This is a genomic window from Chitinophaga rhizosphaerae (genome assembly GCF_003958645.1).
Lineage (GTDB): Bacteria > Bacteroidota > Bacteroidia > Chitinophagales > Chitinophagaceae > Chitinophaga > Chitinophaga rhizosphaerae.
In genome coordinates, this window is sequence record NZ_RXLO01000001.1 from 632,761 (window position 1) to 645,221 (window position 12,461).

A 12,461-nucleotide genomic window follows, 5' to 3' on the forward strand; every position below is an offset into this window, starting at 1 on the left:
CCCGAATCCCGCAATTTATCCGAACTTGCCACAATGCAATCGTTTGCATTAAAATTGAATTCCATGAGAAAAACTGTCCTCCTGATGGCCGCACTGCTCGGCGCACAGGGCCTTTCAGCGCAACAAACCGATAAAAACGCCCGTATGCAATGGTGGCGCGAAGCCCGGTTCGGCATGTTCATCCACTGGGGCGTGTACGCCGTCCCCGCCGGCACCTACAACGGATTCCCCATGAACCGCGGCGGCGGAGAATGGATCATGAACCGCAGCAAGATCCCGGTGGCGGAATACCAGGCATACGCAAAACAGTTCAATCCCACCAAATACGACGCCGAACAATGGGTAAAAATGGCGAAAGCAGCCGGGATGAAGTATATCGTCATCACCGCCAAGCACCACGACGGCTTCGCACTGTTCGATTCCAAAGCCAGCGAATGGGACATCGCCGACGCCACGCCCTATAAAAAAGACCTCCTCAAACCCCTCGCGGAAGCCTGCCGCAAGCATGGCATCAAGCTTGGGTTCTACTACAGCCAGGCACAGGATTGGAATAACCCTGGCGGCTCGGTAGCACGAAAAGAAATGCGCGAAGGTTGGCCGAACCCTGACTCCAGCCGCATCGACGCCTACACGAAAGCACACGCCGGCCACTGGGACCCCGCGCAGGAAACAAAAACCTTCCAGCAATATATAGATGCCGTGGCCGTGCCCCAGGTAAAGGAACTCCTCGCCAATTACGGCGATGTAGCCGTGCTCTGGTGGGATACGCCCACAAACATGACCGACGAAGCCGCGCAAAAACTCCAGGCCGCGCTTGCCGCCCAGCCCAATATCATCACCAACGACCGCCTCAAACGGCCCAACTTCCCCGGCGATTACAAAACGCCGGAGCAGAAAATCCCCAACCTCAGCGAACTCGACGGTACCGACTGGGAAACCTGCATGACGATGAACGGCACCTGGGGCTACAAAAGCTACGACCATAAATGGAAATCCGTGGAAACGATGGTCCGCAACCTGGTAGACATCGCCTCGAAAGGCGGCAATTACCTGCTGAACATCGGCCCCATGGCCGACGGCAGTTTCCCCGAACCGAGCATCGAAAGCCTGAAAGGAATAGGGGAGTGGATGAAAATCAACGGCGAAGCGATCTACGGTACCCAGGGCAACCCGCTGCCCACCCAAAAATGGGGACGGATCACCCGGAAGCATAACGGTAACGGCACCACGCTCTACCTTTCCGTGTTCGAATGGCCGTCAGACGGGAAACTACTGGTCGAAGGCCTCACCGCCAAGGTTTACAAAAGCAGTATCCTGGGGGCCAAAGGCAAAGTGGCAGTAGCCTCCAGCGGTTCGGGCACCACGATTTCCGTACCCGCCAAAGGCACCAATGCCATCGCAACCGTCATCAAACTGGAACTGGAAGAAAAATTATAAACAGGTATTGTTTTATCCGGAAATTTGATTTTACTTTGTATTGCAAAGTGAAAAGAACGGGAGGCAACTCCCTTCTTTTTGATCTAATTACTTTGAATTACAAAGCACTTTTCAAATGAAGAATAGCTTATCCCTTCAACAACGGCTTACAGATTTTCGTTACCTCAGGTTTTTCTCCGTGCTGATAATGAGCCTCATCATTTATTTCATCGGCAACGAACTGAACCTGGGCAGGGATGAGCACTGGTTTTCCCTGTTCCTTATTCATGCCGGCCTTTCCATCTTTTGTTTGATTGACTACCTCATCCTGCGCAAAAAAGACGACCCCATAAAGCGCGATGCAGGCACCGTATTCTGGCTCACAGCACTCATCAGCTGCTACGCGCTGAACCGCGAATGCAAGGTTTTCGAAACCACTACGCCCTGGTTGGCAGTAATGTTGCTCATCTCCGGGGCCGCATTGCTGCTATTCCGCTATGCAGACCTTATGCCGCGGTGGGCGCGTATTTTACTCGGTTTCACAGCGGGCATTTCATCTGTACTGTTCGCTTATCTCGCCATTTACCTCATCCCGATCTACTGGATCGGCGCAATTACGATACTTTTCCTGGGATTAGGATTTCACGTATTCGTGCCCGCATTCCTTGTGTATCACACCCTCTCCGCCATAAGAAGCCTGAAGCTTGGAAAGCCCGCTCTTACGGGGGCGGCGCTTTCCCTTGTTTTTGTAATCGTTTTCTGTGTGCAATATGCTTCCGTTGTGAGCGACATCAACCGGATCTACAACCGGAAAGTAGTGGAAGGGAAAGACGATCTGCCGGCATGGGTGGAAACGTCGCGCCAGGTGGCGCCGGGGTTCGTGACAGACAGGGTGCTGAAAACTGAGCTGGTATATAATACGGTGAACTTCAAAGATATTGGTATGGGCGAGGGAATGTTCCTGCGTATGGGATTTGAAAAATTTCATGATCCGCTCATTATTATCGCCACTCTTTTTTCTCAGGAACTCGCACCTTTACGGTCCGACCGCTACAAAATCCTCGAAACCCTCTACGATGGCTGGCACGATCAGCAAGACCGGCTCTGGTCGGGCGATGACCTGTCTACCCGCTACATCCATACCCAAATCCAGCTCTGGCCCGATCAACACCTGGCCTACACCGAAAAAGCACTCACCATTTACAATCATAGCAACTGGCGGACGGAAGAAGCGATCTATTCCTTCGAGCTCCCCGAAGGCGGCGTCGTCACCTCGCTTTCGCTCTGGATCAACGGGAAAGAGGAAAAAGCCGTGCTCACCACCAAAGAAAAAGCCGATTCCGCATACAAAACCATCGTGGGCAGGGAAGTCCGCGATCCTTCGCTCGTCCGCTGGCAGGAAGGGAACATCGTTTCCGTGCGCGTTTTTCCCGTTGACCCGCAAGACACACGGGTCTTCAAAATCGGCGTCACCGCTCCGCTCAAATCCGAAAACAGGAAAATGGTCTACGAAAACATCGCCTTCAAAGGCCCGGATTTCCGCAAAGCCACCGAATTTATTTCCATCGGCAACCTCGGCCCCAAACTCCTCGCCCGCAAACCCGCCGGATTCGACCGCACGGAAGGCAGATTGGAAAGGGAAGGGGCCTACAGGCCCAACTGGCGCCTCGAAATGGAAGACACACCCCTCCGGCCCAGCACCTTCACGTTCAACGGAAACGCCTACACGATTATGCCGTACGAAACACAGCGCTCCACAGTGGCCACTTCCGCCATTTATCTCGATATCAACCGCACCTGGACTTACGGGGACGTCCGCCGCATCATCGAAATGGCTGCCAACCTGCCGGTTCGCGTGTTTTCCGACGGTAAGTTCACCGACCTTCCGAAAAACAACTTCCAGGCATACATCGCGCCCCTCCAACGCCACCGTTTCAGCCTTTTTCCATTCCACCAGCTGCCAGATCCGGCCGGCGCACTGGTTGTTACCAAAAGCGCGGAAACCTCGCCCATGCTCACCGACCTGGAAGGCAGCGCATTCCGGCAAAAACTCGCTGAACGGCTCGCCGACCCTTCGTTCCCCAAAATCCGGCTGTACGACTTCGGCGGCCGCCTTTCCCCGTACCTCGCCAGCCTCCGCGCTTCCCGCGTTTTCCGGTACGAAAAAGGCTCCCAGGAACAACTGCGGGAACTGCTGAACAAGGGCATTTTCGCGGACGACCCCGAAACGCCCGACAGGGTGGTCATCCACGAAGCCAAAGCCGCCATCGCGCGGCAGGCCGACAGCGCCGCCGCCGGCACGGGCCCCGACCATCTCATGCGCCTTTTCGCCTACAACCACATCCTCCGGCAAACGGGCAAAGGCCTCATCACGGGGAGCCCGGGGCAGGAGCAGCTGGTAGCTGCAGCCAAGGAAGCTTACGTGGTATCGCCCATCAGCAGCCTGGTGGTGCTGGAAACGAAAAAAGACTACGAACGTTTCGATATCAAGGATTCCGGGAACAGCCTGCTCAACGCGGCGCTAAACGATTCCGGCAGCGTGCCCGAACCACATGAATGGGCGCTCATCATCATCGCCATTTTATCCGTTTACCTATACCTCAACCGCCGCAGATGGACCGTCTCCAACGCTTAATACCCGCCTTGATCTGGACGGCCCTTTACGCCGGCATCGCGCTGTTTGCCCTGGATGATTATATGGAGTGGGGCTCCAACGGGTTTATCCTCGGCGCGGCGACGGTGCCGGTCGTACTGCGGGCGGATGCGGACAACAAGCGCAGCCTGCGCTATTTCTACGCCGCCCTGGCCTGCTGCGTCCTGGCCTGGATGGTGCCGGCCAAAACATTGCTTTTCGCCACCATCGTACTGGCGCTGTGCTTCCTGGCCGACAGCTTTTTCGGCAAGATCAACGCGCTGCCCGTGCTCGCGCTTATGCTCATGGCCCCGGTGTTCCGGTACCTGACCAACATTTTTACCTTTCCTATCCGCCTCCACCTCACGCGCCTTGCCGGCGGCATTTTGCAGCTGGCAGGGCGGGAGGTGACTACCGAAGGCAACGTGCTCGTACTGAGCGGTACGGAATTTTCGGTAGATCCCGCCTGCATGGGCCTCAGCATGATGGTAACGGCACTCCTCTGCGGGATCGCCGCGATTGGCATCGCACAGCGGAAACTGGGGAAAAGATTATCCTGGTGGATACTGGGTGCCTGGCTCGGGTTCATCCTGTTGCTGAACATCGGCAGCAACCTCTTCCGGATCGTGTTGCTCGTTCAGTTCAGCATACCGCCGGAAAATTACCTCCACGATGTTGTAGGGCTCCTCTGCCTGGGGATGTACGTCCTCATTCCCGTGTTCTTCCTGGCGCCAAGACTGGTGGCCCGTTTCGGCAAAACGGCCATGGAACGGATGCCCGGCAAAACGCCGCATCCCCGGTACGTTGTGCTGCAGGCACATCTTTCCCTCGCCGCATGCATCTTTTTGCTGGCTTATAAAATTTCGCTGCCGCAGGAATCGATTGCCGCGCAAACGCCCGCTGTTGCCGGGTTTACCGTTAGTGCGCTGAAAAACGACGTCACCAAAATGGAGCGCAACGGCGTGTTGGTATACGTCAAAAAAATCAGGGATTATTATTATACGGATCATCATCCCACCATTTGCTGGCAGGGGAGCGGGTTCGTTTTCCGGAAAGTGAAGGAGGAGCAGATCGCCGGGATGACGCTTTTCACCGGCACGCTCGAAAAGGGGAAAGAGCGGCTATACACCGCCTGGTGGTATGATAACGGTTCGCTGCAAACCGTTTCGCAATTCGAATGGAGATGGAACGCCCTCAGCACAAGGAGCGCCTTTTCCCTCGTCAACGTAACGGCATCCAGCCGCGAAACCCTCGCCGCAGAAATCGGCCGCATGCGCAAAGACGGCTCCGTCCGCCGCGCGATGGGAATGCCCTGATGCATCAGGGCACACGGGCCGCGGGGTCTTGCCTGAATATCTCGCTGAGCAGGCGGTACAGTTCCGGATGATGGGTTTGCATGCTTTCGGGCTTTTCGAAGAAATATTCAGACACCACCGCCAGGAACTCGCTCTGGTTCATGGCCGCATACGGATTGATATCGCTATGCCCCGACTCGATCCTGCGGACCTCTTCATGCATCACCTGCAACCACGGAAGGCTCGTCACATTCCGCAACAGCGATTCCGGCAGGCCGTCTACATACCCGTCGGTCTTATCCACCAAATGCACGAACTCATGGATAGCAGTATTACTTTGCCCGCCGTGCTCCGAAAAGCCCGTCCGCAGCGCGCTGCGCGACAGCAGCATTTGTCCGTTCAAATGCCCGCTGCCCACCATGCCGAGGATATTGCGGCGGTCGCCCTCGAACTGGTAATGCTCGTCGAACGTATCGGGATACAGAATGATATTGGTAAGATTGCGGTATTTCCAACCGGGAAAGCTGAAGATGGGAATAACGGCGCTCGCGGCGATGAGGACCTTGTCCAAATCTTCGACCGGCGTGCCCACGCCCTCGATCGTCACATGTCCGAGAAAGGATTCCACTTCGGAAACGAACCGCTGCTGTTCGGGTTCAGTGAGCTGGCGATAGTAGCGGACATGCTCCTGGAGCATGCCGGCGGTATCTGTAGGAACGGCGCTTTTAGCGGACTTCCTGGGGCGGTAAAACCACCAGAAAAGGAAAAGGATCACCGCCACGGGGATCAAAACGGGTAACATCTTCCCAATTTCGTAATTAATAGCCATTTGGAACAATTTTCGAAGGTAATTTGTTTTTAATTACGAACAATCAACTGACCCATACATGCCCCGCTGGTTAAGAATCATGCTTATCTCCGCCGGTAGCCTCCTGGTGCTGGTTATCGTACTCTGGCTCGTGCTCGCGCTTATCATCCGCAGCAGGAAAGCCAGTATCCTCGCCGATATCAGCCAACAGCTCAGCGAACGCCTCAACGGAGACCTCACCATCCGCGACATGGAACCCTCGCTGGTGCGCAGTTTCCCGCAGATTTCAGTGACGCTCAAAGACGTGACGCTGAAAGACAGTCTTTTCGACCGCCACGGCCACGCCCTGCTGCACCTGAAGGAAGTGTACGTGAAGGTCAACACTTTCGCGCTCATCCGCAAACGGGTGTCTATCCGCGAAGTCAGTCTCGAAAACGGGGACATTTACCTGTACACCGACAGTCTTGGTTACTCGAACGGCTACCTGCTGAAGGGCAGGGAAAAGAAAGACACATCCGCCGCCAAAAAGCCCACGCCCGTCATCGCCGAATTTTCGCTGGAAAACGTCCGTTTCACACTGGAAAACCAGCAGAAATTAAAATACTTCCATTTCGATGTAAAGCGCCTCGAAGGCCGGATGCACGAAACCGATTCCGGCTGGCAGGCCCGCATCGATCCGGAAATCCTGATCCAGGATATGCAGTTCAACACCTCCAAAGGCAGCTATGCGAAGAACAAAACGCTGTCGGGCCCGCTGGACCTCACTTTCATCTCCTACAATAAAATGCTCCGCATCGCGCAGCAAACGATCCGGTTCGATCAGCAGCCCGTGCTGCTGGAAGGTGCGTTCATCTTTTCGGAAGCGCCGCCCGCATTCCGGCTCAACATCAAGGCGGCCGGCATTCCGTTCAAATTCGCCACTACGCTCGTGACGCCGAACATTACCGCCAAACTATCACCCATCGATTTTGAAAAGCCGCTGGACGTGGAAGCAGAAATCCGCGGCCACATGAAATTCCGCGACACGCCTTACGTGCGCGTGGGATGGGTGGTGCGCGACAACCGGCTGACGGGCGCCAATCTCGCCCTCGACAAGGTCAATTTCGACGGCGCGTTCCTTAACGAACTGGTTCCCGGCCAGGGCCACAACGACGCCAATTCCCGGTTAAGCGTATACCGTTTTTCGGCGGAATACGACAGCATTCCCGTTACGGCCGACACGATACGAGTCATCAATCTCCAGAAGCCCCTGCTCACCGGGCGTTTCCGTTCGGATTTCCCGCTCACCCGCCTCACAAATGCGCTCGATCCGCACCTCTTCGAATTCACTTCCGGGAAAGCCGCGCTGGATCTTCAATATGCCGGTTCCTGGGACGCGAAAGATACTGCAGGCGGCGCGCTGGAAGGCTCCGTTTCCATCAGCGGCGGCGCCTTTACCTACGTGCCGCGCAACCTGGCCGTCCACGATTGCCATGCCACGCTGGCGTTCACGCAGGGACATCTGTATCTCCGCGGCATCCGGGCGCAATCGGGCGCCAGCAGGGTAGAGATGGACGGAAGCATCCTTAATATCCTCAACCTGTATTTTTCCGCGCCGGAAAAGATCGTGCTGAACTGGAACGTCCGCAGCCCGCTCATCAACCTCAACGAATTCCAATCGTTTTTCGGACGGAGGGCGAAAAGTAAATCCCGCGCGCAGACGCGCCAGCAGAAGCATATGCGGGCGCGGTTCGTGCGGCAGCTAGACACCATGCTGGAGGCCTCCAGCGTGCATATGCAGGTGGAGGTAGACAAGGTGCGCTACCGGAAATTCAACGCCAGCAACGTGCGGGCGGATGTGCATATGGGGCAGGACGGCGTACGGTTCAATAAAGTGGGCCTCAACGCCGTAGGCGGGCAAATGCAACTGAGCGGCGCCATCCTCCAGCAGCAGAAGGGCGACCGATTCAACCTGGACGCCGACATCCGGCAGGTACAGGTAGACCAGCTGTTTAGCGCATTCGAGAATTTCGGGCAGGACGGGATCACGGCGCAAAATCTCCGTGGCGTGTTTTCCGCGAAAGCGAAGCTGACGGGCGGGATGAAGGAAGATATCAGCATCCAGCCCCATTCCATGAACGGGTCCGTGTCTTTCAACCTCAACCGCGGCGCCCTGCTGGATTTCAAGCCGCTGGTGAACGTCGGGAAGTTCATTTTCCGCAAGCGCGATATGAGCAACATCACGTTCGACAACATCCGCAACACCCTCGACATCCGCGGCAACAAGATTTACATCCATCCCATGCTCATCGCGTCCAGCGTTTTAAACATCGAAGTGGAAGGGACATACGGCATTCCGAAGGGTACCGACATCAAGCTGAAAGTTCCGCTCCGCAATCCGAAGAAAGACGAACTGGTGACAGACGCCGACGAACTGCGGAAACGCCGCAAAAGCGGCATCGTGGTGAATCTGCATGCGGTAGACGGAGACGATGGAAAGGTGAAACTGAAACTCGGGAAAGGGGACTGACCCCGGATTTGGGAAATCCGGCCCCGCGAACACTGCCGCTATCTCCGGTGTTATAACTACAGTACTTCCCCTCACAAACAAGCTTATGCATCCAAATAACAACCGCCCGCGCGCGGGCACGCTGTACGAAAAATCGACCGTCATCAATGTTTCCAAAACCGGCAGGATGCTTTCATCGGCCGCCGGCGCCTCGTTGATTTACCTGGCGCTTTCCGGCATGAAGCGATCGCCCGTCAAAAACATCGGGAAACTGCTGGTGGGCGGGTATCTGCTGTACCGGGGGCTTTCCGGCAATTGCCCCATCACCGCGGCGATAGACGATGAGCAAAGGCCCAAACACGCCCGTGCCGTCAATATCCGTACCTCGCTGATCGTGGAACGCCCGCGGGGCGAAGTATACGCGTATTGGCGCCAACTGAGCAACCTGCCGCTTTTCATGGCGCATCTCGATGACGTGGAGGTGCTCGACACCAGACTTTCGCACTGGACGATCAAGCTGGCCGGCAATATGAAGCTGGAGTGGGACGCCGAGATCACTGAAGACAAGCCTGGCGAAGAGCTGGCCTGGCGCTCGCTGGAAGGCGCGGAAATCGCCAATGCCGGCAAGGTCCGCTTCCGGGATACGGAAAACGGCGGCACCGAAATCCTGGTCACCTTCACCTATCGCCCGCCCGCCGGATTCATGGGCGCGGGGCTGGCAAGGTTGATGAACCCTGCATTCGCGCAACTGGTGCGCCATGATATCATCCGTTTCAAACAGCACCTGGAAGAGGTGCCCGCGCCCGACAATTCGGGCCGCGGATAGCTGGTAGGCAAATCTCCGGATCACTAACCCAAACGAAAAAATGGCTGTTCCCGCATTGGGAACAGCCATTTTCATGTAATCCCGAACATCCTGTATGCTATGGCCTAAAGGTCCGGAACGTATCGGGCCGCGGCTTGTTGGACGTATCCTCGCGTTCCTTGCGGTCCTTTTTCTTTTTCTTTTCCTTTTTTGGTGTGGTATCACCCGGTTCCATAGGAACGGTGTCTGTCCAATGAACATAAGGCGTTGATCCTGCGGCGGTGGAAAGTCCGCCGGAGGCGCTCCATGCTTGGGTCATCGCTACCACCACGAAGGCGGTGATGACGCTCAGGGGAGTGATCGTCGATTTCATGTGCGTGATATTTACTGGTTATCAATAAGATATGATTGAAAATTAATAGATTTTGTATTCACGGATAATGCGTTCCCATTCATCGTCATCGAACAATTCATCGTCCGAGCCGGGCCGGCTGCGGGCGCTTCCGGGCTCTTCATCTTTCTCAGTGAAAGCTTCGGCCTGGGGGTCTTCCGGCCATCTTTCCTCTTCGCCGCCGGGGCGGAAGTCTGTATTGAGCGGATTGTTCCTTGCAGGCGCCTGTCCGTCCTGCCATTTCTTTTTCTGTTGCATGGTATAACGGTTTTGGTGATGAATGATTTCAGGTAAAAACCGTCAAATACCGATCCATGCGCATGGGCCGTCAACAGCAGGAAAAGATAGGGAAGGAGTGGTACAGAGTGGGTAATTGGCGCAACTAAAAGGCCCGCCCCCTTGCCGGGAACGGGCCTGCCCTTGATTCCCGGCGTCACCGACCGGGAAAATTCGTCTGGCTATGAAAACAGGATACCGATCCGTTAGAAACGGCCGGCCACACCGAGCTTGATCCAGGTTACATCGTATCCCAGTTCGGAATACACACCGAAGCCGGGCGTAAAGAAGTAACGGGCGCCGGCGATGAAGCCTACGTGGAAATCGGTGTCTTTGGATTTGAAGTTCGCATCGCCGTAATCCCCGGTTCCGCCGCTTACCTTGCTGGACCAGAAGCGCGCGCCGAGCTGGAGGGCGCCGTAGAGGTCGAGCTTTTCGATCTTGATCAGGTCGGAATTGAGGTGGTACGCACCGCGCAGGGCGATCACGGAATTGGCATACTTCCATTTGCGGGACGCTTCCACGTCTTCGTAGTCAAAAAAATGATCGGTGTACTTCACGCTGCGGTACGAAGCGGTGATCCCTGCGCCGAAGTAACCCGGGCCTACCTTGTAAGGTAAAATTCTTTCGTAGGTGAAATTCAGGGTGGGCATACCTTTGGCGCCCGAGGCGTAATCGAGGGTGTTACCGAAACCGATGCCGGCCTGGATAATGTTCTTCTTGTCTTGTGCACTGGCACCTCCGATGATACCGCAGAGCAAAATGACGGTAAAAATTCTCTTCATGTTTGAATAAATGGTTTAATGAATTGACGTTTTTGGGATTACGGCTGCAAAAATATCATCGAGCGGGGTGTGCTGTCTCAGTATCCGTACCTATTTTTGAAATTGAGTACTTCCCGCAGTTTTTCCCCGGTCCGCTACGCAGATACACTGCGCACGATGCAGTATATTTGCCGTATGTACGCGATCGTAGACATTGAAACCACCGGCGGGCACGCCAGCGCGGGGAAGATCACCGAGGTAGCCATTTTTTTGCATGACGGCATGCAGATCACCGGCCGGTACGAGACCCTGGTGAACCCGGGTATCCCCATTCCACGGTACATCCAGGCGCTGACCGGCATTACGGACGAGATGGTGGAAAGCGCCCCGCAATTCGAAGATATCGCGGAGCATGTCTTCAACCTTCTCCAGGGCCAGATCTTCATCGCGCACAATGTCAACTTCGACTATTCGTTCCTCCGCCACGAGCTTGGCCACTGCGGCTACAAGCTCCAGGCGAAAAAACTCTGCACCGTTCGCCTCAGCCGCAAGGTGTTCCCCGGTTTTCCGTCGTACAGCCTGGGCAATCTTTGCCGCCAGCTGAATATCGGTATCGTGAACCGCCACCGCGCTTCGGGAGACGCCAGCGCTACCGTCCGCCTCTTCGAACTGCTGCTCGCGGCAGATAAAATGGGAGCCATCGCACAGGCGCTCAATGCCCGTTCGAAAGACAAATGGCTGCCGCTGCACCTTTCACAGGATTATGTAGACGATCTGCCCGCTACGCCCGGGGTGTATTATTTCCATAATGAAAAAGGGAAAGTAGTCTATGTGGGAAAGGCGAGGAACATCCGCAAAAGGGTCACCAGCCATTTCACGGGAAACAGCGCCGGCCGGCAACGCCAGGAATTCCTCCGCAACATCCACAGTATCACCTTCGAGAAAACCGGGACGGAACTGATGGCCTTCATCCTGGAATCCATCGAAATCCGCCGGTTGTGGCCGCAATACAACAATGCGCAGAAACGCATCGAATCGAAATTCGGGTTTTATACTTTCGAAGACCAGCAAGGCTACCTCCGCCTGGCCATTGAAAAAAGAAGGAAATACACGACGCCCGTTTTCGCCTTCAACCTCCTGGCCGAAGGCCATAGCCTGCTCAGGCAGCTCATCCGGGAATTCAAGCTTTGCCCGAAGCTATGCTTCCTGCAAACCAGTCCCGATCCCTGTACCGGCCTGGCGGATAAAACCTGCAAGGGCGCCTGCGAGAAAAAGGAGAAACCGGACAAATACAATCAACGCGTGCTGGAAGCCATCGGCCACCTGCAATCCCAACAGCCGTCGTTCCTCATCCTCGACGCCGGCCGCCAGGCCACCGAACAAAGCTGCATCCTCATGGAAAAAGGGAAATTCTATGGAATGGGCTACGTTCCCCGCGATGTAGCCGTATCCGATACCGCCATGCTGAAAGACTGGCTGACGCAATACCCTGAAAACGAATTCATACTCAATTTGTTACGAACTTACGCGAATAATAACGCGGGACGGTTGGTGCAGGTACCTGCATAACCTGAAATTATAACCAT

The 12,461-nt window shown here is 55.6% G+C and carries 10 protein-coding genes; 6 read left to right on the forward strand and 4 right to left on the reverse strand.

Features of this window, described 5'->3' with window-relative positions; all coding sequences use genetic code 11:
* Positions 1–63 precede the first annotated feature (63 nt).
* The 3 genes from EJ361_RS02495 to xrtN all read left to right on the forward strand — a co-directional run bounded on the left by EJ361_RS02495 (position 64) and on the right by xrtN (position 5,364).
* Positions 64–1,437 (forward strand): alpha-L-fucosidase, encoded by a 1,374-nt coding sequence (locus EJ361_RS02495; protein WP_126243758.1) that lies wholly within the window; start codon positions 64–66, stop codon positions 1,435–1,437.
* 115 nt (positions 1,438–1,552) lie between these two features.
* Positions 1,553–4,051 carry an XrtN system VIT domain-containing protein gene (locus EJ361_RS02500; RefSeq protein ID WP_126243759.1) on the forward strand — a complete coding sequence of 833 codons (2,499 nt, stop codon included), beginning with the start codon at positions 1,553–1,555 and terminating at the stop codon, positions 4,049–4,051.
* Entirely contained in the window at positions 4,030–5,364 is a 1,335-nt protein-coding gene (xrtN, locus tag EJ361_RS02505) for an exosortase N (protein ID WP_164714050.1), read from the forward strand. Before EJ361_RS02500 ends, xrtN begins: the two co-directional genes overlap by 22 nt.
* A 4-nt stretch (positions 5,365–5,368) precedes the next feature.
* Here the strand turns inward: xrtN and EJ361_RS02510 are convergent, their stop codons facing one another.
* Positions 5,369–6,145 (reverse strand): M90 family metallopeptidase, encoded by a 777-nt coding sequence (locus tag EJ361_RS02510; protein WP_126243761.1) that lies wholly within the window; start codon positions 6,143–6,145, stop codon positions 5,369–5,371.
* An 85-nt stretch (positions 6,146–6,230) separates the two neighbouring features.
* On the opposite strand from EJ361_RS02510, the gene EJ361_RS02515 reads away from it, so the two are divergent.
* Positions 6,231–8,660 carry an AsmA family protein gene (locus EJ361_RS02515; protein WP_126243762.1) on the forward strand — a complete coding sequence of 810 codons (2,430 nt, stop codon included), beginning with the start codon at positions 6,231–6,233 and terminating at the stop codon, positions 8,658–8,660.
* Positions 8,661–8,745: 85 nt separating this feature from the next.
* A complete protein-coding gene (locus tag EJ361_RS02520) occupies positions 8,746–9,465 on the forward strand; it encodes an SRPBCC family protein (RefSeq protein ID WP_126243763.1) in 720 nt (239 codons plus the stop codon).
* A 97-nt stretch (positions 9,466–9,562) separates the two neighbouring features.
* On the opposite strand, the gene EJ361_RS02525 is transcribed toward EJ361_RS02520, so the two are convergent.
* The 3 genes from EJ361_RS02525 to EJ361_RS02535 all read right to left on the reverse strand — a co-directional run bounded on the left by EJ361_RS02525 (position 9,563) and on the right by EJ361_RS02535 (position 10,896).
* Positions 9,563–9,817, reverse strand: a complete 255-nt coding sequence (locus tag EJ361_RS02525) for a hypothetical protein (protein ID WP_126243764.1) — start codon at positions 9,815–9,817, stop codon at positions 9,563–9,565.
* Between the two features lie 42 nt (positions 9,818–9,859).
* Positions 9,860–10,093: a hypothetical protein gene (locus EJ361_RS02530; protein ID WP_126243765.1), complete on the reverse strand. Its 234-nt coding sequence runs from the start codon at positions 10,091–10,093 to the stop codon at positions 9,860–9,862.
* Positions 10,094–10,317: 224 nt separating this feature from the next.
* Positions 10,318–10,896, reverse strand: a complete 579-nt coding sequence (locus tag EJ361_RS02535; RefSeq protein WP_126243766.1) for an outer membrane beta-barrel protein — start codon at positions 10,894–10,896, stop codon at positions 10,318–10,320.
* Between the two features lie 174 nt (positions 10,897–11,070).
* Here EJ361_RS02535 and EJ361_RS02540 point away from each other — a divergent pair, with 174 nt between their 5' ends.
* Entirely contained in the window at positions 11,071–12,444 is a 1,374-nt protein-coding gene (locus tag EJ361_RS02540) for an exonuclease domain-containing protein (RefSeq protein ID WP_126243767.1), read from the forward strand.
* Positions 12,445–12,461: the final 17 nt, after the last annotated feature.